This window comes from Amycolatopsis sp. TRM77291 (genome assembly GCF_054166285.1).
Map to the genome: position 1 here is coordinate 4,637,962 of NZ_JBSZHF010000001.1, position 18,121 is coordinate 4,656,082.

The following is an 18,121-nucleotide window of genomic DNA, read 5'->3' on the forward strand; positions in this document are numbered from 1 at the left end:
CCGGTGACGACACAACCGGGACGCGGGCTGGTACTGGTCGTCGAGGACGACCCCGCGATCGCCGAACTCGCTTCGCTGTACCTGCGGCGGGACGGGTTCGGCGTGCACGTGGAGGCGGACGGCGGCGCGGCACTGGCCACGATCCGGCGGCTGCGCCCGGTGGCGATCGTGCTCGACATCGGACTGTCCGGAATGGACGGTATGGAGATCTGCCGGGCGCTGCGCGCGGACGGCGACTGGACGCCGGTGCTGTTCGTGACCGCGCGCGACGACGAACTGGACCGCTTGCTGGGCCTGGAGATCGGCGCCGACGACTACCTGACGAAACCGTTCAGCCCGCGTGAACTCTCGGCGAGGGTCCGGACCGTGCTGCGCCGCGCCGCCGGAACGCCTTCACCCGCCGAGACCTACACGGCGGGCGGCGTCCGCGTCGATGTCACCCAGCGCCGCGTCTGGGCCGAAGACACCGAGATCGCGCTGACGTCGACGGAGTTCGAGCTGCTCACCCATCTGGTGCGGCGGCCCGGTCAGGTGTTCAGCCGCGAGCAGCTGCTCAGTTCCGTCTGGGGTTACGCGGCGTCGGCGGGCACGCGGACCGTCGACGTCCACATCGCCCAGCTACGCGGGAAACTGGGCGAGCACAGTCCTATCAGGACGGTCCGAGGGATCGGCTACGCGGCGGACGCCGGATGAACCGGACCTCGCTCGCGCTGCGGATCACCGTGGTGTGCCTCGCGGTCGCCGCGGTCGCGGTGGTGGTCGCCGGGCTGGTCGCGGCCCGGCTCATCCGCACCACCGGCAGCGACGTGCTCCGGCAGTCGCTTTCGGCGCAGGCCGACGTGGTCGCGAGCCAGCTCGACGAGACCGGCATCGGCAACCGGCTCCGCGTCGGGAAGGCCGCGGAAGTCGTTCGAGGGCAAGGGATCGACGTCGTCGTCCGCCGCCCGAACGGGACGATCGACGGCGACGGGACGGTCGCGGCCATCGCCGCCACCAAAGCGGGATTCTCCCGCTCGGGCACGGTGGTCGTCGAAGGGCGGCAATACCTCGTCGAAGTCCGGGCGGTGGGCGAGAGAGGTGCCGCGTTCGCGCTGGTCCAGCCGGCGGAGATCGGCGAGGCGCGCGGCAGGACGCTGGTGCGCAACACGGTGCTCGCGCTCGGCGCCGGGCTGGCGGTCGCCGCGATCGCGGGGCTGCTGCTGAGCCGGATGCTGTCGCGGCCGCTGCGCCGGGCCGCGTCGGTGGCGAACGGGATGCGGGCCGGGCGTCGTGACCTGCGTGTTCCGGTCGAAGGGCCGTCCGAGGTCGCGGACGTGGCGAAATCGATCAACGAACTGGCCGACGCCCTGCGGTACAGCGAGGCGCGGCAGCGCGAGTTCCTGCTTTCGGTGTCGCACGAACTGCGGACGCCGCTGACCGCCGTCACCGGATTCGCCGAGGCGATCGGTGACGGCGTGGCCGAAGGCGAGGACGCGCGCCGCGCCGGACAGACCATCCATCGCGAGGCGGAACGGCTGGAACGCCTGGTCAGCGACCTGTTGGAGCTGGCACGGCTCGGTGCGGACGAGTTCCGCCTCGACCCGGCGCGCCTCGATCTCGCGGCGCTGGTCGACGAATGCGCGGACGTCTGGCGGCTGCGCTGCGCGCGGCAGGACGTCACGCTGCTGGTGGAGCGGCCGGCAGGCGAGGTGCCGGTCGTCGCCGATCCGCGGCGGCTCCGCCAGGTCGTCGACGGACTGGCCGAGAACGCCCTGCGCGTGACCCCGGCTGGCGCGCCGATCGTGTTCTCCCTGTTGGCGACCGACGGGCAGGCCCGGCTGGCGGTGCGGGACGGCGGGCCCGGCCTGGCGCCGGAGGACTACCCGGTCGCGTTCGAGCGCGGGGTGCTGAACCGGCGGTATCGCGACAGCCGTCCGGTCGGTTCGGGTATCGGGCTCGCGCTGGCGCACGGCTTGGTCACGCGCATGGGCGGGACGCTGACGGCGGGCCCGGCGCCCGAAGGCGGGGCCGCGTTCACCGTGGCTCTGCGGTTAGGGTGAACGCGTGGAGATGTTGCACCTGCGGTATTTCGTGGCCGTCGCCGAGGAACTGAACTTCTCCCAGGCGGCCCGCAGACTGCATATGGCCGCCTCCCCGCTGAGCCAGCGCATCAAGGATCTCGAACACGAACTGGGGCACCGGCTGTTCGACCGCAGCACGCATCACGTCACGCTCACCGCGGCGGGCGCCGCGCTGCTGCCGATCGCGCGGGACGTCGTCGAACAGGTCAACGCGATCCCCTGGCGGCTGCAGGAGGCGGTGAAACCCCGGCGCAGCACCGTGTTCATCGGCATCCCCGCCGGCGTGCACCCGGCCCTGCGGGAACGGGTCAAACGTCTCGAAGAACGCTGCCGCGACCACTTCGAACTCAAGCGCTGGCCGGGCACGACACCCGACCTGGTCGCCGCGGTGCACCAGGGCAAACTGGCGTTGTCGCTGGTCCGGATGCCGGTCACCGATCCCGCGCTGGAGATCGTCCCGGTGCAGGTGGAGCGGCTCGGCGCCGTCGTCCCGGCCGACCGGTTCGCCGGACGGGACACCGTCACCATCGCCGAATTGAGCGATCTGTCCTATATCCCGTCCGCCTCGGAAAGCATTCCGGCCTATTCGGACGATATGGACCACACACTGTCGAACGCGGGCATCAAGAAAAGGCTCAAAGTCGGCGGAACCGAATATTCGGGCATTTCCGAGCTGGTGGCGAACGGTTCGTCGTTCTCGATCACGATGCTGGATCCGGCCAGCCCAATGCATCTGTTCCTCGTCGACGGCGCCACCATCCTCCCGTTCTCGGATTTCCGGCCCCGGCTGGAGACCGCCTTGGTCTGGCGACGGGACCGGGCCGAGGAGGGCGACCTCGCCGAACTGGTGGCCGGGGTGCGGGAGATCTTCGCCGAACCGCTTTCGACCTGACCGAGACCCCGCGGCAGCCTGACGGGAAGACGGTGTCGCGAAAGCCACTTTCAGGACATCCAACGTCCCGAAAGTGGCTTTCGCGACATCCGAGACCGGCACGCGGACAGCCAGGACAGAACGAAACAGCGCCCACTCGCGACCACGATCCCCCACCCCAAGAATGGTATGACCGCCGTGGTCATACCNTTCAGGACATCCAACGTCCCGAAAGTGGCTTTCGCGACATCCGAGACCGGCACGCGGACAGCCAGGACAGAACGAAACAGCGCCCACTCGCGACCACGATCCCCCACCCCAAGAATGGTATGACCGCCGTGGTCATACCATTCTTCGTTTCTTGATCATTCCCTTTTCCGCAATTCGCGCCTAATTTCGGTTGTAGAGCGAACAACGGCGAAGGGAAGCAAAATGACTCAGACCGCCACCGGCCCGCTGGACGGCGTTCGCGTGATCGACCTCTCGACGGTCGTCATGGGCCCGTACGCCGCGCAGATCCTCGGCGACCTCGGCGCCGACGTGATCAAGATCGAGTCCCCCGCCGACACCGTGCGGGTGGGCAGGTTCCGCACGACGCCGGGCATGACTCCGCTCAACCTGAACGTGAACCGAAACAAGCGCAGCGTCGCCCTCAACCTCAAGGACGAAGCGGAGCGCGAGCAGGCGCTCGAACTGATCGACACCGCCGACGTGCTGATCACCAACATGCGCCCCGGCGCGCTGAGCAGGCTCGGCATGGACTACGCCGACCTCGCCGCCCGCAACCCCGGCCTGGTCTACGCCCACGCGCAGGGTTTCCGCGGCGACTCCGACCGCGCCGGGCACGCCGCCTACGACGAGACCGTGCAGGCGTCGTCCGGGCTGGTCGACGTCGCGAACCGCGCTCTGGGCAAGCCGGTCTACCTTCCGACGATCATCGGCGACAAGGTCTCCTCCCTGACCATCGCCTACACCGTGCTCGCCGCGCTGGTGCACCGAGACCGGACCGGCGAGGGCCAGCGGGTCGAGATCCCGATGACGGACACGCTGATCGCGTTCAACCTCGTCGAGCACCTCGCCGGGCACGTCTTCGAGCCCGCGGAGGGCCCCACCGGCTTCGGCCCGTCCATGAACCCCGGCCACCAGGCGGTGCACACCAAGGACGGCATGGCCTGCGTGATCCCGTACAACCCGCGCAACTTCCGCGACTTCTTCCACGCCGCCGGGCGGCCGGAACTGGCCGAGGACCCGCGGGTCAACGGCGACGCGATCGACGGCGCCGACCACGAGGCGCTGGCCGCGATGATCGCCGAATGCGCCCCGGCGCTGACCACCGAGGAGTGGACCGAGGTCTGCGCGAAGCACAGCATCCCGATGGCCCCCGTCCTCGAACTCGACAAGGCGCAGGACGACGAGTACGTCCGCGACGGCCACCTGCTCGACGTCGTCGAGCACCCGAGCGAGGGCTCGATCCGCACCATCGGCATCCCCGTGAAGTTCTCCGCGACCCCCGGTTCCGTCCGGCGCCTGGCACCCCTGCCGGGTCAGGACACCGAAGAGGTCCTGCGCGAACTCACCACCACCCGCTGAGGAAGAGACCATGAGCACCGAAGTACGGACAGAGAAGGTCGGCGGCACGCTGCTGATCACGATCGACCGGCCATCGGCCCGCAACGCGGTGAACGCCGCCGTCGCGGCGGGCCTTGCCGAAGCACTCGACCTGCTGGAGTTCGATCCCGCGCTGCGGGCCGGGGTCCTGACCGGCGCGGACGGTTCGTTCAGCGCCGGGATGGACCTCAAGGCGGCGCTGAAGGGCGAGTCTCCCGAGATCCCCGGGCGCGGGTTCGGCGGCGTGACGGAAGCCGAGCTGTCGAAGCCGCTGATCGCGGCCGTCGAAGGCTGGGCGATGGGCGGCGGCTTCGAGCTGGCGCTCGGCTGCGACCTGATCGTCGCCGCCGAAGACGCGAAGTTCGGGCTGCCCGAGGTCAAACGCGGCCTGATCGCCGCCGGCGGTGGCGTGATCCGGCTGCCGAAGCGGATCCCGCACCACCTGGCGATGGAGTTCCTGCTCACCGGCGAGCCGATCGGCGCCGAACGCGCCGGAACCCTCGGTCTGGTGAACCGGGTCGTCCCGAGCGGGGAGGCCGCCGCGGTCGCGCTGCAACTGGCCGAACAGATCGCCGCCAACGCTCCCCTGGCGCTCGCCCTGGTCAAGAAGATCGTCCGCGCGGCGGACGGCGTCCCCGACGCGCAAGCGTTTGCCACCCAGCGTTCGGAACTTCCGGCGCTGATGAAGTCGGCCGACGTCCGCGAGGGCATGCAGGCCTTCGCCGAGCGCCGCGCTCCACAGTGGACAGGTGAGTGAGATGAAGCAGCAAGACGTTCTCCGGCATGTGACCACGCCGCTCACGAACCCGGCTTACGCGCCGGTGGTGCCCCGGTTCACGAACCGCGAGTACCTGAACATCGTCTACCGCACCGACGCCGGCGCCCTGCGCGCCGTCGTACCGGAGCCGCTGGAGATCGACGAGCCGCTGGTGCGGTTCGAGGTGATGAAGATGGGCGACGTCAGCGGTTACGGGCCCTACACCGAGTCCGGGCAGGCGATCCCGGTGAGTTTCGAGGGCGAGCGCGGCGAGTACCTGCACGCGATGTACCTCGACAACTTCCCGGCCACCGCGTCCGGCCGCGAGATCAGCGCCTACCCGAAGACCATCGGCTCGCCGAGGTTGTTCGCCGAGAGCGGCGCGCTCGTCGGGACGCTCGACTACGGCAGCCAGCGCGTCGCGACCGCGACCATGGGCTACAAGCACCACCGGCTGGACGTGGCCGAGGCCGAAACGCAGATCACCGTGCCGACGTTCATGCTCAAGACCATCGCGGGCTACGACGGTTCGCCCCGGGTCTTCGAACTGGTCCGCACCGAGATCACCGACGTGGTGGTCAAGGAAGCGTGGACCGGGCCGGCGCGGCTGCAACTGTTCCAGCACGTGCTGGCCCCGCTCGCCGATCTCCCGGTGCTGGAGGTCGTTTCCGCGAGCCACATCCTCACCGACCTGACACTCGCCCCGGTCAAGCCGGTCTTCGACTACTTGAAGGGAGCTCGGTCATGACTTTTCGCACCGCCGCGGTGATCGGCGCGGGCACCATCGGCCTGTCGTGGACGGCGTTGTTCGCCGCGCACGGCATGGAGGTCCGGGTCTCGGACCCGCGGCCGGATCTCGCCGACGCCGTCGCCGGCGCGCTGGAGACGTTCGCCCCGCATCTCGGCCGGACCGCCGCGGACCTCGCCCCTCGCGTCCACCTCGCCGCGGATGTCTCCGAAGCCGTCCGCGACGCGGATGTCGTGCAGGAGAACGGACCCGAGAACGTCGAGTTCAAAAAGGACCTCTTCGCGACGCTGGTCCGCGAGGCGCCGGCTCACGCTTTGTTGCTCAGCTCGTCTTCGGCGATTCCTTCGACCGCGTTCGCCTCGGAGCTGGACGACGCGTCGCGGGTCTTGATCGGACACCCGTTCAACCCGCCGCACCTGATCCCGCTGGTCGAGGTCGTGCCCGGTGAGCGAACCAGCTCCGAGTCGGTCGATCGGGCCGTCGAGTTCTACCGGTTCACCGGCCGCACGCCGGTGGTGGAACGCAAGGAGATCCCCGGCTTCGTCGGCAACCGGCTGCAGAACGCGCTGAGCCGCGAGGCGATCTACCTGGTGGAACAGGGAGTCGTGTCACCGTCCGAATTGGACGCCGTGATGACGAACTCGCTCGGCGTCCGCTGGTCGACCGTCGGGCCGTTCCTCGGCTCGCATCTGGGCGGTGGCCCCGGCGGCTACCGTCACATGGCCGAGCACATCGGCAAGTCGATGAAGCAGATGTGGGCGGGCCTGGGCACGCCCTCGCAGGACCCCGAAGAACAGGAACGGCTCATCGAAGCCGTGGAATCCGCTTACGGCTCCTCCACGTACTCGGAACTCGCCGAGACGCGCGACCGCAAGCAGCTCGCGGTGCTGTCCGCTTTGGACAGTGCCAGGGAGGAGAACTGAAATGACCGCCGACTTCTACGCCTACGAGGACCTGCTGCCCGAGGAGGAGCGCAAGCTGCTGCTCAAGACGCGTGACTTCATGCGCGCCGAGGTCAAGCCGCTGGTGAACGAGTACTGGGCCAAGGGCGAGTTCCCGCACGAACTCGTCGGCAAGTTCCGCGAGCTCGGCCTCGCCGGACTGCCCTACGAGGGCTACGGCGAGCACCTTCCGGCCACCAGCCACCTGCTCAGCGGCATGATGGCGATGGAGATGACGCGCACGGACCCGTCGGTGGCGACGTTCTTCGGTGTCCACAACGGACTCGCGATGTACAGCATCTACTCGGGCGGCGACCAGGAACAGCGCGACCGCTGGCTCCCGTCGATGGCCGCGATGGACAAGATCGGCGCCTTCGCGATGACCGAGCCGCTCGGCGGTTCCGACGTCGCCGGCGGCATGCGGACGACGGCCCGCCGCGAGGGCGACACCTGGATCCTCAACGGCGCCAAGAAGTGGATCGGCAACGCGACCTTCGCGGACCTCGTCATCGTGTGGGCCCGCGATGAGGCGGACAACCACGTCAAGGGTTTCGTGGTCGAGAAGGACTCGCCGGGATTCGTGCCGATCAAGATCGAGAACAAGTTCGCGTTCCGGATCGTGGAGAACGCCGAGATCACGCTGACCGACGTGCGGGTGCCGGAGGCCAACCGGCTGCAGGGCATCGATTCCTTCCGCGACGTCGCCGAGATCCTGCGCGCGACCCGCGGCGGCGTGGCCTGGCAGGCGCTGGGCGTGATGATCGGCGCCTACGAGCTGGCGCTGGACTACGCCAAGGAGCGCGAGCAGTTCGGCCGTCCGATCGCGCGGTTCCAGCTGGTACAGGACCTGCTGGTGAAGAGCCTCGGCAACATCACCGCGTCGTGGGGCATGCTGGTGCAGTTGGCCAGGCTGCAGGACGCCGGGATCTTCAAGGACGAACACTCGTCGCTGGCGAAGGCCTTCGTGACCTCGCGGATGCGGGAGGTCGTCGCCTGGGGCCGCGAGATCTTCGGCGGCAACGGGATCGTGCTGGACAACGACATCATGCGGTTCTTCACCGACGCCGAGGCGATCTACTCGTTCGAAGGCACCCGGGAGATGAACACGCTGATCGTCGGGAAGGCGATCACCGGCCAGAGCGCCTTCGTGTAAGCCCCGCTTCGCGTGTGAAGGCCCCTTCTCGCAGGGGCCTTCACACGCGTCTAGCGATACTTGTCACCGCAAGTCTTTTGACCGCCGGACGAGAAGCCGTCGCGGAAGGCGGCGACCCTCGCGAACCCGGCCGGGAGTGTCCGGCCCCGGACGTCCGCCGCGATCAGGCTGTTCCGCGTCAGCATCTCGGCGATGGCCTCGTCGAGGTCGCCCGGTGACAACGCGAGGGCCCCGCCGTCCACGAGGGTCGACGCCCAGAACCCGGTCAAGCAGGCGGTGCGCTGCGCGGCCACCGGTCCGTCGAGCCGGAATCCGCCCTCCTGCTGGACCGCGAGCGTGTAGCGGGACGCGACCTCCGCGAACGCGGCGAAGTCACCGATGCCGCCCTGCCGTCCCCTGCGCGGCGGGGTGCCGATGCGGACCAGGCCGTCGAGGTCGAGGTTGATCTGGTTGGACTCCGAGCAATACGACGCGAGCGCGGCCTCCGCCGTCACGCCGCAGGCGGCTCCGGTGGTGAGTGTCGGCGGGGTGGCCGCGAGCCGGAAGGCCTGCCGCAGGCTGGTGGTGAGGTCGGCGAGTGCCCGACGGTCGTCGAGGCGGACGTTCTCCGCCGCCGAACCGGATCCGGCCTGGGTGCTCCGGCCCTCGATCTCACGCTCGTCGATCTTCGCGCACCGGGCGGGCCCGTCGGTGAAACCGAACTGGAACGCGGACACCCGGTCGAACGCGTTGCCGTGCGCGCCGTCGTCGTCGAAGGCCACCCCCGCGGAGTCCCGGATCCGGAACAACGCCGTGAGCACTTCGTTGAGCCCGCGGCCGGTGGACACCTGGAACATCGGCGACCGGCCCTCGGCCACCCAGCGGAAGTACGCCCCGGTGTAGCAGTCGGCCTGCTGCTCCTTGACGATCGACGGGCTCGCGGCGGGCAGCCCCAGCCGGAACTGGACGGCGTGGCCGATCTCGTGGGCGAGTACGGCCATGACCGCCGCCGGGCCGAGGGAATCGTTGAGCGACGGCAGCAACTCCCCGCGATCCCAGGCGACGACGTCCGGCCCCGAGCAATAGAAGGCGTTCACCAGACCCGCCGTCGAGGCACCGCAGATCACGCGGCCGCGGCCCGCCGAATCGTAGGAGACGAGAGTGCTCAGCGGCCGGAACTCGCGTTCGAAGGTCGCGGGCAGATGCTCGCGCCAGTACCGCTGGACGTCGGCGACAGCGTTGGCCGCGAGCCGGTCGATCTCGCCGCCGTCGCCACCGTCGACCGGGAGTCCGGCGTCCAGGACGCCGGGTTTGAGACCGCTGGGACCGTCGGTGACCTCGAGCCCGGCGACCCTGGTGGGATCCACCGGTTGCGCCACTCCGCCCACGGTCGCGGCACACCCGACGAGACAGAGGGCGAGACTCACCAGGATCGTCCAGCGCTTCATCACACCATCCCCGTCGCCGTGGCCACCCCTGACTCCAGGGACACGGACGGCGGCGCGAGGCGGTTCAAAAGAATCTTGGGACGCTCACGGGGGCGACCGGCGCGATCACCTTCGCATTTAGCCGACTGATTGCATCAGAGTAATCGACGTTTCGTGACCAATCACCCTTCAGTGTTGTTCGCACATTTCGCTTGTCACGTAAAATTACGAACATGTGTTCTATTTGTTCGGGTATTATTGAGGGGTGTCCGAGACCTTCCTCCCCGAGTTGGCGCAAGAACTGTGGCGTGCCGGCAAGCTGGAGCTTGCGCATGGTGTGCAGCAGTCGTTGCGGGTGATCAGGATGGCCACCGCTGGTTTGGGGCGGTTTCTGGCGGAGGTCGAGTCTCGGGGTGCCAAGGATTTGTTCGGGCATGGCAGTACGGCGAGCTGGTACGCGGAGATGGCGGGGTTGTCGCGTGCCGAGGCAGGTGCGGTGGTGAAGCGGGCGGCCGCCCTGAATCCCACCCGCGCTTTGGATGGCACGGAGGTTCCTCCTGTCGCGCCTGCGACCGCCGCGGTCGCCGCCGAAGGACTGGTCGGGGATGAGCGGATCGATCAGATTCTGGAGATCTTGAAGAGGCTCCCTGCCGATACCTCGGTTGAGGATCGGGCGGTCGCGGAGAAGATCCTCGGGCCCTGTCATGATTTCCGTGTAAGCCACGGATGATTGTGTGGTTATGTTAGTGGATTGGTAGGCGGTCGGGGAAGAGTACGACAAGTGTGTTGAGTGCTTGTTTCCATCCCCAGGTTCCGGTTCCTGATGGTCCTCCGCGGTGGCTGGTGATGTTCCGGAGTCCGAGGTAGAGGAGTNGCTACGACGATTCGTCACCCCAGGGCAACGACGCGCGTTGAACATCCGCGACGGCGGCTGCGCCTTCCCCGGCTGCCATCGGAAACCCAAGAACTGCCACGCCCACCACATCGTCCACTGGGCAGACAACGGACCCACCGACCTCCGCAATCTCGTGCTGCTATGTGGTTTCCACCACCGGCTGATCCACCACGGTGACTGGGAAGTCCGCATGGCCGCCGACGGATTACCGGAATTCATCCCACCGCAGTACCGAGACCCGCTCCGACAACCTCGCCGCAACACCCTGCACCACCGCTGAACCCCCGAAGAGCCCGCCAGCCACACCGGCGACGGGCCCTTCGGCATGCCCAGCTGCCACCCGGCCTGACCGGACCGATCACGCACGACTGTGTGGATTTCGGGACATCTGACGTCCCGAGATCCACACAGCTTGCGACAGCGGAAGACTCCAACCAGCAGAGGCCACAGGCTCAAGATGAGTCTCGCCCCGGCGGCTGGTCGCCGGACGCATCCCATCCACCAAAGGAATCCGCTCCGAGAAACCGCCCGTCACACCCGGCAGCGGACCCCTCGGCATGCCCACCAGCCGGGTCGCGAAGGACTCCTTGCCTACCGTGAGGGTAGTGAAGGAGTCCCTCACTACTCGCCACGACGCGATCGCAGCCGAAGCCCGGAGTTCCTCCTACTCCAGTCCGGGCCCGCCAGACCACACCGCTCAGTTCACGCAGCCGGCCCCCGCGGGCGGCGCGGAAGCACCGGACGACGAAGGCGGCGCGGCGATCGAAGAAGTCGCCGCGACCGGCTTGATCCCGATCCCGCCGGTCGGCTCCCCCACCGCGGCGACGCTCGTCGAGTTCAGCGCGGCCTTCACGAACGCCTGCACCTCGGCCGGATCCACCTTCACCGCGTCGCCGTCCGACGGCGTCGGCAGGGAGAGGCTCTGGACCGGGATCGTCTGGAACTTCAGCGCCCCGGAACTCATCCCCCGCAAATGCTGCGCGAAGCTGAGCACGTCCCAGCCGCGGTCGAGCACGACCGAACCCTGGACCGCGCCGACCAGCGCGCTCAGCCTGGTGGGATCGGTGAAGGTCCCGGCGTCCAGGACGGTCTTGGCCATACTCGACAGGAACGCCTGCTGCCGGGCGATGCGGTCGAGGTCGCTGGGCAGCCCGTGCCGCTGCCGCACGAAGGCGAGCGCCTGCGGCCCGGAGAGCAGCTGTTTGCCCGCCGGGAACGACGCCCCGGAGAACTTGTCCTGCACCGCTTCATTGAGGCAGACCTCGACGCCGCCGACGGCTTCGCTCAGCGCGGAGAACCCGGCGAGGTTGACCGCCGCGTAGTGGTTGATCGACAGCCCGGTGAACCGCTCGATCGTCTGGATCGTGAGTTTGGCGCCCGCCTCGTTGGCCTTGACCTCGAGCTCCGGACCGGAGAGGCCCTGCGCGCGCAGCGAGTTCATCGCGGCGTTCTTGCCGCGGCTGTACGCCGAATTGATCTTGTGCTTGCCGAGCCCGCCCGCGATGTCCACATAGGAATCACGCGGGATCGAGATGGCCGTCGCGGCCGCGCCGCCCGCCGGGATGTGGACGATGATCATCGTGTCGGTGGTGTCACCGCCGTCGTCGCTGTCCCCGGCGTGCAACGCGTCGAGGACGTTCTGCGGCAACGGGTTCCCGTTCGTGTCGGTGCGGGAGTCGATGCCGACGAGCAGGATGTTCTGCGCCACCTTCAGCGGTTCCCCCGCCGGGCCCACGGGCATCTGGGCGGAGGGCGCGATGACGTCGGCCGTGACGATCGCTTGGTCCAAACGGCTCAGCTGGGTCCACGCGAAACCCGTGACACCCAGTACGGCCGTCGACACCAGGCCCAGTGCGACGCGGCCGCCGATCCGCCGTCCTCGCGACGTGAGCAGCACGACTTCTCCCCGCTTCCGTGAATGATCCCCCGCATTCGAGGATCACCGCGTTAGCTGGGAATTACCTGAGAAACGTGTCATAACCGGGTCTTAAAGCCCGTTCGGACCAGCCGGAGTGATCAAGCAGACAACCGGCCGCGACACCGAGTACCGGATCGACCGCGCAGCGCTCCCTAGCGGGGCATCCGGCGCCAGATCGCGCGTGGCACCACGCGCATCACGGAGAACACCAGCCTCAGAAGTCCCGGCACCCACACGGTTCCCCGCCGCTTCCGCAGCGCGGCGACCGTCGCGTCGGCGACCTGATCCGGAGTGCTGGAGAACGGTGCGGGCGACATTCCCTCGGTCATCCGCCCGATCACGAACCCGGGCCGGACGAGCAGGAGGTGCACGCCGGTGTCGTGCAGGGCGTCGGCCAGGCCGCTCGCGAAACCGTCGAGGCCGGCTTTCGCCGATCCGTAGACGTAGTTCGCCCGCCGGACCCGCACCCCGGCGACCGACGAGAAGACCACCAGGCTTCCGTTTCCTTGCTCACGAAGCACATTCGCCACATGCGTCAGCACACTCACATGAGCCACATAGTCCGTGTGGACGATCGCGACGGCGTGTGCGGCGTCCGCTTCGGCGCGCGCCTGGTCGCCGAGGATCCCGAAAGCGGTGACGACGACGTCGAGCGGCCCGTGGTCCGAGACGACCTTCTCCAGGAACGGGCCATGCCCGGCGAGGTCGTCGGCGTCGAACTCGACGGCTTCGACCGCTTCCGCCCCCGCGGCCAGCAGTCGCCGGGACTCCGCGCCGAGGTCCGCGCTCCGTCGCGCGGCCAGCACGATCCGGCGCGCCCCGCCCTTGGCGAGCCGTTCCGCGACCGCGAGGCCGATCTCGCTGCGTCCGCCCAGTACCAGCACCGTTCCGCTCACCCGCCGCAGTCTGCCAGGCGGCCAGTCGCCGTTCACCAGTGGCACGCTTCACAGACTGCAATTTTGCAGTATCTGCATCTTCAGGCGTATCGTCATGCTCATGCCCGAACCCGTCAAAGGTCTCCGCGAGCGCAAACGGCTGGAAACCCACCGCGCGCTGGCGACCACCGCCGTCCGGCTCGTCGCCGAACGCGGCCTGGACCACGTGACGGTCGAGGACATCAGCGCGGCGGCGGGGGTTTCACCGCGCACCTTCTTCAACTACTTCGCCTCCAAAGAGGACGCCGTCGTCATCGCGCACGCCGACACGGCCGAGAGGACCCAGCGCACCATCGACAAGTTCCTTGCCACGCCGAAGGAAGTCGGCACTCCACGCGCCTTCGTCGACGCGATGAAGGAAGACTTCGCCCAGGTCGACGAGAACCGCGAAGAGTGGCTCGGCCGGATGAAGGCCATCCAGGAGAACGCCACCCTGCATTCGCGCGCGGTGGCCATGAACCACGACACCATCGCGCCGCTGATCGAGGCGATCGCGCGCCGCACCGGCGTGGACCCCAAAGCCGAGCTGTACCCGACGCTGCTGCTGTCCACGCTCGGCGGCGCGGTGAACGCCGTGCTCATGCTCTGGTACCAGCGCGACGGGCGAGTGTCCGCGCTCGACCTGCTGGACGACGCCGTCGAAACACTTCTCGCCGGGTTCCCGGAGCCCGGCGGCCGCGCGCGCTGACGCGCCCGGCACCACAGAACACGAAGGGGGACGCCCATGTCCGTATCCACGACCGAACCACGTGAACCGGAGGCCCCGGCGGGCTCGATGGACCGCAGACAGGTCCTCGAAGCGATGTCGGGGCTGATGATGGGCATGTTCGTCGCCATCCTCGCCTCGACCGTGGTCGCGAACGCGCTGCCGCGGATCGTCTCCGAACTCGGCGGCTCACAGGCCTCCTACACCTGGGTGGTCACCACCGAACTGCTCGCGATGACCGCGACGGTTCCGCTCTGGGGCAAGCTTTCCGACCTGTACAACAAGAAGCTGCTGATCCAGCTCTCGCTCGGCCTGTTCGTGGTCGGTTCGCTGGTCGCCGGGTTCGCGGGCAACATCGAGCTCCTGATCGGCAGCCGGGTCGCGCAGGGCATCGGCGCGGGCGGGCTCACCGCGCTCGCGCAGGTGATCATGGCCGCCATCGTCTCCCCGCGGGAGCTCGGGAAGTACTCGGGCATCTTCGGCGCCGTGTTCGCCGTCGGGACCATCGCGGGTCCGCTGATCGGCGGCGTCATGGTGGACACCTCGTGGCTCGGCTGGCGCTGGTGCTTCTTCCTCGGTGTCCCGTTCGCGATCGCGGCGATCCTGCTGCTGCAGCGCACCTTGAACCTGCCGACGATCAAACGTGACGTGAAGGTCGACTACCTCGGCGCGTTCCTGATCATGGCCGGTGTCTCGACGCTGCTGGTCTGGTCGTCGCTGGCCGGGCACCAGTTCGCCTGGGGCTCCTGGTGGACGGTCGGCCTGGTGAGCGCCGGTGTGGTCATCCTCGCCCTCGCCGTCTACGTCGAGTCGAAGGTGGCCGAGCCGATCCTGCCGCTGAGCCTGTTCCGCAACCACACGGTCGCCCTGACCACCCTGGCGAGTTTCCTCGTCGGTGTCGCGATGTTCGGCGGAACGGTGTTCCTGTCGCAGTACTTCCAGCTCTCGCTCGGCAAGTCGCCGACGGTGGCCGGGCTGCTGAGCCTGCCGATGATCTTCGGCATCCTGGTGTCCTCCACGGTCTCCGGCCAGCTGATCAGCCGCACCGGCAAGTGGAAGAGCCACCTGCTGCTCGGCGCTTCGCTGATGACCGCGGGCCTCGGCCTGCTGGGCACCATCGACGCGAAGACGAACCTCGTCGTCCTCGGCGCGTACATGGTGCTGCTGGGCGTGGGTGTCGGCATGCTGATGCAGAACCTGGTCCTGGTGTCCCAGAACGACGTCGACGCGCACGACCTCGGCACGGCGACCTCCACGCTGTCGTTCTTCCGCAGCCTCGGCGGTTCCATCGGGGTGAGCGCGCTCGGCGCGGTGCTCGCGAACCGGGTCGTCGCGCTGATGAGTGAGAAGCTCGGGCCGCTGCCCGGCGGCGGCGAAGGCGGCGCGGTGCCGAACATCGCCACGCTGCCCGAACCGGTCGCGAACGTCGTCCGCGACGCCTACGGGGAGGCGACCAGCGAGCTGTTCCTGATCAGCGCGCCGATCGCGCTGCTGGTCGTCGTCGCGGTCGCGTTCCTCAAGCACAAGCCGCTCAAGACCCAGTCGGGCAACGAGCGGCTGGCCGAGGAGACCGCCGCCGCCTGACCGTCATGACAGAGGGGCCCGGTTCACGGAACCGGGCCCCTCTTTTTTCGCGCGCACGAAGAACACGACGGAAATTCGGCAACACGATCGAATGCTTCAGGCGGCACTGCCGACGCGAATCACGTGGCGTCGCTCGCTACCGGTCAGCCCGCCGAAAACTCCATGGGCCAACCCGTTTTCCACGGCGTAGGCCAGGCAGGCCGAAGTGACCGGGCACCGGGCGCAGACGGCCTTCGCCCTGGCAGCCTGCCGGGCGCCGGGACCGGTTTCGGTGACCGGGAAGAACAGTTCGGGATCCTCACCGCGGCAAGCGGCCTCGCTCAGGTCACCCGCCATCCTCATTTCCATTTTCCTATCACCTCCTTTTTCTCGATTTTCCCTTCCTCGTCAAACGACTTCCGGGTATCCGGCCGCGTACGCCACCCAAACATCACCTTGACCGAATCGTTACACTCAGCGGCCCGCTCACTGCACCTGTCCCTGTGAGGGCATTCGCGTCAGGCGGCGGAGAGCGGTGAGTGCGGGTGATGGGCCACGACGGGTTCGACGAGTTCTTCCACGCCGAATTTCCGCTGCTCACCGGCTTTCTGTGCAAGGCGGGCTTCGCGCTGGATCCGGCGCGGGACGCGGCCGCGGAGGCGATGCTGAACGCCTACGAAGGGTGGCCGGGCATCACGCAGCCGAAGGCGTGGGTCCGCCGAGTCGGGCTTCGGCGGGCGAAGGAACAGACGGCGACCAGGGCCGACTGGGTCTTCGACGACGCCGGCCGGGAGGACAAGCTCAGCGCCCTCGCCGACGAGGCGTCGTCCGTCCTGACGATGCTGGGCAAGCTGCCGAAACGCCAGCAACTCGGCATGGCGTGGGCACTGGACGGCTACTCGTCGCGGGAGATCGCCGGGGTGCTCGGCATCGCGGACGACGCGGTCGGCGCGACCCTCCGCCACGCGCGTGACCGTCTGGCGGAGCACGACCCCGCCTTCGTCGACGATCTGGACAGCGCCAACAGCGCCTTCATCGACGCGCTGAGGACGGGACTCGACGTCGACGACACCCTGTCCCGGATCAAGAACCGCGCGATGATCAGGGAACTCGCGCTGGTGGCGCCCGGCGCCCCGGCGGAGTCGGAACCCGAACAGGTGACGCCGTCGCGCTGGTACACCCTCGACGAACCCGTCGCGGCCGCCGGGCGAGGCGACCGGCGCGCCCTGAACCAGCTGCTGGCCACCATCCGCCCGCTCGTGATCCGGTACTGCCGGGCGCGGATCGGCAGGCAGGAACGGACTTACGCCTCGGCGGACGACGTCGCGCAGGAGGTCTGCGTGGCGATCCTCCGCGCGCTGCCGACCTACCGTGAACGAGGACGGCCGTTCCTCGCCTTCGTCTACGGCATCGCCCACCACAAGGTCGCCGACGCCCGCCGCGCCGCCGCCCGCAACCGCACCGAACCCGTCGCCGAAGTCCCCGACGGGATCTCGGAAACCGCCGGTCCCGAACAGCAAACGCTGCACAACGAACTGAGCGACCGCATGGGCGAACTACTGCGGATCCTGCCGGACAAACAGCGGGAGATCGTCGTGTTGCGGGTCGTCGTCGGCCTGTCCGCCGAGGAGACCGCCGGTGTGGTCGGCTCGACGGCGGGAGCCGTGCGGGTGGCGCAGCACCGGGCTTTGACGCGATTGCGGAAAATCCTCACGGATGCTTGATCGTTACCCTTTTTTCGTAACATACTGCCGTTTCCGATTCGCACGAAAATCGCGAACGCCGGGACGTAACACGGGAATACGTCACGCCGATCTCCACGCGAAGACATGCGAAAGGATCATCGTGACCACTCCCTCGCCGTACCCCTATCAGGCGCCTCCCGTCGCCACGCCTCCACGTAACGGATTGGGCACCGCGGGGTTCGTACTCGGCCTCGTCGGCCTGTTGTTCTCCCCGATCCCGTTCGTCGGCGTCATCGCCTGGCCGCTCGTCATCGTCGGGCTCATCCTCGCCGGAATCGGTTTTTCCCGCGCGAAAAGCGGCGTCGCGACCAACAAGGGCCTCGCTCTCACCGGCATCATTCTGTCCGCGGTGGGCTTGGTCATCTGCATTCTCTGGACGGTCGTGTTCAGCAAGGCCGTCGTCGACGCGGCGAATTCGCTTCCGACGGCGCCGATTTCCGCACCCGGTGTCCCGCCGGGCAACGAAGCGGGAACGTCCGCGCCGGAACAGCCCGCCAAACAGCAGGCCACCGAGCGCACGGTGGTCTACCGGGTGACCGGGACCGGCGGTGCCAAGGCGGGCAACATCACCTACACGACCGACGGAATGACCACCAGCAACCAGGAAGCCAACGTCAAGCTCCCGTGGGAGAAGACGATCAAGCTGCCTGCCGGTGAGGCTCTGCAGATGGTCAGCATCCTGGCGCAGGGCAGCGGCAAGGGCTCGATCAAGGTCACCATCGAGGTCGACGGCAAGGTCATCAAGGAAGCCAGCGCCGAGGAGTACGGCATCGCGCACGCGAACGAGAACATCGGCTCGCTCGGCAACTGAGCCG

The 18,121-nt window shown here is 68.3% G+C and carries 18 protein-coding genes and 1 pseudogene; 14 read left to right on the plus strand and 5 right to left on the minus strand.

The features are described 5' to 3' along the window. Positions 1-3: 3 nt before the first annotated feature. The 8 genes from ACXIZN_RS21390 (at position 4) to ACXIZN_RS21425 (ending at position 8,138) form a co-directional block, all read left to right on the plus strand. Complete coding sequence (locus ACXIZN_RS21390; RefSeq protein WP_457956467.1) at positions 4-693, plus strand: response regulator; 690 nt, start codon at positions 4-6, stop codon at positions 691-693. Continuing rightward, positions 690-2,039, plus strand: coding sequence for a HAMP domain-containing sensor histidine kinase (locus ACXIZN_RS21395; protein WP_457956468.1), 1,350 nt, complete (start codon positions 690-692; stop codon positions 2,037-2,039). Before ACXIZN_RS21390 ends, ACXIZN_RS21395 begins: the two co-directional genes overlap by 4 nt. A gap of 4 nt (positions 2,040-2,043) precedes the next feature. Next, the gene (locus ACXIZN_RS21400) at positions 2,044-2,952 is read left to right on the plus strand and encodes a LysR family transcriptional regulator (RefSeq protein ID WP_457956469.1); all 909 of its coding nucleotides are present in this window, start codon (positions 2,044-2,046) and stop codon (positions 2,950-2,952) included. Positions 2,953-3,363: 411 nt separating this feature from the next. Further along, positions 3,364-4,521 (plus strand): CaiB/BaiF CoA transferase family protein, encoded by a 1,158-nt coding sequence (locus ACXIZN_RS21405; protein ID WP_457956471.1) that lies wholly within the window; start codon positions 3,364-3,366, stop codon positions 4,519-4,521. Positions 4,522-4,531: 10 nt separating this feature from the next. Continuing rightward, positions 4,532-5,296: a crotonase/enoyl-CoA hydratase family protein gene (locus ACXIZN_RS21410; protein ID WP_457956472.1), complete on the plus strand. Its 765-nt coding sequence runs from the start codon at positions 4,532-4,534 to the stop codon at positions 5,294-5,296. Between the two features lies 1 nt (position 5,297). Then, entirely contained in the window at positions 5,298-6,044 is a 747-nt protein-coding gene (locus tag ACXIZN_RS21415; RefSeq protein WP_457956474.1) for an acetoacetate decarboxylase, read from the plus strand. After that, complete coding sequence (locus ACXIZN_RS21420; protein ID WP_457956475.1) at positions 6,041-6,967, plus strand: 3-hydroxyacyl-CoA dehydrogenase NAD-binding domain-containing protein; 927 nt, start codon at positions 6,041-6,043, stop codon at positions 6,965-6,967. Before ACXIZN_RS21415 ends, ACXIZN_RS21420 begins: the two co-directional genes overlap by 4 nt. A gap of 1 nt (position 6,968) precedes the next feature. After that, positions 6,969-8,138: an acyl-CoA dehydrogenase family protein gene (locus tag ACXIZN_RS21425; RefSeq protein ID WP_457956477.1), complete on the plus strand. Its 1,170-nt coding sequence runs from the start codon at positions 6,969-6,971 to the stop codon at positions 8,136-8,138. Positions 8,139-8,188: 50 nt separating this feature from the next. On the opposite strand, the gene ACXIZN_RS21430 is transcribed toward ACXIZN_RS21425, so the two are convergent. Then, entirely contained in the window at positions 8,189-9,565 is a 1,377-nt protein-coding gene (locus ACXIZN_RS21430; protein WP_457956479.1) for a neutral zinc metallopeptidase, read from the minus strand. 244 nt (positions 9,566-9,809) lie between these two features. Here ACXIZN_RS21430 and ACXIZN_RS21435 point away from each other — a divergent pair, with 244 nt between their 5' ends. Beyond that, entirely contained in the window at positions 9,810-10,274 is a 465-nt protein-coding gene (locus tag ACXIZN_RS21435; RefSeq protein WP_457956480.1) for a DUF222 domain-containing protein, read from the plus strand. Positions 10,275-10,287: 13 nt separating this feature from the next. Here ACXIZN_RS21435 and ACXIZN_RS21440 read toward each other — a convergent pair. Beyond that, positions 10,288-10,416, minus strand: a pseudogene (locus ACXIZN_RS21440) (IS256 family transposase); the annotation flags it as partial. Between the two features lie 39 nt (positions 10,417-10,455). Here ACXIZN_RS21440 and ACXIZN_RS21445 point away from each other — a divergent pair. Further along, positions 10,456-10,719 (plus strand): HNH endonuclease signature motif containing protein, encoded by a 264-nt coding sequence (locus ACXIZN_RS21445; RefSeq protein ID WP_457956481.1) that lies wholly within the window; start codon positions 10,456-10,458, stop codon positions 10,717-10,719. Between the two features lie 417 nt (positions 10,720-11,136). Here ACXIZN_RS21445 and ACXIZN_RS21450 read toward each other — a convergent pair whose 3' ends face one another. Both ACXIZN_RS21450 and ACXIZN_RS21455 read right to left on the minus strand, forming a co-directional pair. Then, positions 11,137-12,336: an LCP family protein gene (locus tag ACXIZN_RS21450; RefSeq protein WP_457956483.1), complete on the minus strand. Its 1,200-nt coding sequence runs from the start codon at positions 12,334-12,336 to the stop codon at positions 11,137-11,139. A gap of 173 nt (positions 12,337-12,509) precedes the next feature. Beyond that, positions 12,510-13,253 (minus strand): SDR family NAD(P)-dependent oxidoreductase, encoded by a 744-nt coding sequence (locus ACXIZN_RS21455; RefSeq protein WP_457960571.1) that lies wholly within the window; start codon positions 13,251-13,253, stop codon positions 12,510-12,512. A gap of 100 nt (positions 13,254-13,353) precedes the next feature. Here ACXIZN_RS21455 and ACXIZN_RS21460 point away from each other — a divergent pair, with 100 nt between their 5' ends. Beyond that, entirely contained in the window at positions 13,354-13,980 is a 627-nt protein-coding gene (locus ACXIZN_RS21460) for a TetR/AcrR family transcriptional regulator (protein ID WP_457956484.1), read from the plus strand. Positions 13,981-14,016: 36 nt separating this feature from the next. After that, positions 14,017-15,582, plus strand: a complete 1,566-nt coding sequence (locus ACXIZN_RS21465; protein ID WP_457956486.1) for an MDR family MFS transporter — start codon at positions 14,017-14,019, stop codon at positions 15,580-15,582. A gap of 96 nt (positions 15,583-15,678) precedes the next feature. On the opposite strand, the gene ACXIZN_RS21470 is transcribed toward ACXIZN_RS21465, so the two are convergent. Beyond that, entirely contained in the window at positions 15,679-15,930 is a 252-nt protein-coding gene (locus ACXIZN_RS21470) for a WhiB family transcriptional regulator (RefSeq protein ID WP_126729318.1), read from the minus strand. A gap of 179 nt (positions 15,931-16,109) precedes the next feature. Here ACXIZN_RS21470 and shbA point away from each other — a divergent pair, with 179 nt between their 5' ends. Together shbA and ACXIZN_RS21480 are read left to right on the plus strand one after the other, a co-directional pair. After that, the gene (shbA, locus tag ACXIZN_RS21475) at positions 16,110-17,285 is read left to right on the plus strand and encodes an RNA polymerase sigma factor ShbA (protein ID WP_457960572.1); all 1,176 of its coding nucleotides are present in this window, start codon (positions 16,110-16,112) and stop codon (positions 17,283-17,285) included. Positions 17,286-17,406: 121 nt separating this feature from the next. After that, positions 17,407-18,117, plus strand: a complete 711-nt coding sequence (locus ACXIZN_RS21480; protein ID WP_091597437.1) for a DUF4190 domain-containing protein — start codon at positions 17,407-17,409, stop codon at positions 18,115-18,117. Positions 18,118-18,121: the final 4 nt, after the last annotated feature.

Bases quoted from the DNA above. Each gene is read 5' to 3' on its own strand.
- ACXIZN_RS21420 (WP_457956475.1), top strand. From the start codon at position 6,041: ATGACTTTTCGCACCGCCGCGGTGATCGGCGCGGGCACCATCGGCCTG.
- ACXIZN_RS21470 (WP_126729318.1), bottom strand. From the start codon at position 15,930: ATGGAAATGAGGATGGCGGGTGACCTGAGCGAGGCCGCTTGCCGCGGT.
- ACXIZN_RS21465 (WP_457956486.1), top strand. From the start codon at position 14,017: ATGTCCGTATCCACGACCGAACCACGTGAACCGGAGGCCCCGGCGGGC.
- ACXIZN_RS21425 (WP_457956477.1), top strand. From the start codon at position 6,969: ATGACCGCCGACTTCTACGCCTACGAGGACCTGCTGCCCGAGGAGGAG.
- shbA (WP_457960572.1), top strand. From the start codon at position 16,110: ATGGGCCACGACGGGTTCGACGAGTTCTTCCACGCCGAATTTCCGCTG.
- ACXIZN_RS21430 (WP_457956479.1), bottom strand. From the start codon at position 9,565: ATGAAGCGCTGGACGATCCTGGTGAGTCTCGCCCTCTGTCTCGTCGGG.
- ACXIZN_RS21405 (WP_457956471.1), top strand. From the start codon at position 3,364: ATGACTCAGACCGCCACCGGCCCGCTGGACGGCGTTCGCGTGATCGAC.
- ACXIZN_RS21460 (WP_457956484.1), top strand. From the start codon at position 13,354: ATGCCCGAACCCGTCAAAGGTCTCCGCGAGCGCAAACGGCTGGAAACC.
- ACXIZN_RS21395 (WP_457956468.1), top strand. From the start codon at position 690: ATGAACCGGACCTCGCTCGCGCTGCGGATCACCGTGGTGTGCCTCGCG.
- ACXIZN_RS21410 (WP_457956472.1), top strand. From the start codon at position 4,532: ATGAGCACCGAAGTACGGACAGAGAAGGTCGGCGGCACGCTGCTGATC.
- ACXIZN_RS21415 (WP_457956474.1), top strand. From the start codon at position 5,298: ATGAAGCAGCAAGACGTTCTCCGGCATGTGACCACGCCGCTCACGAAC.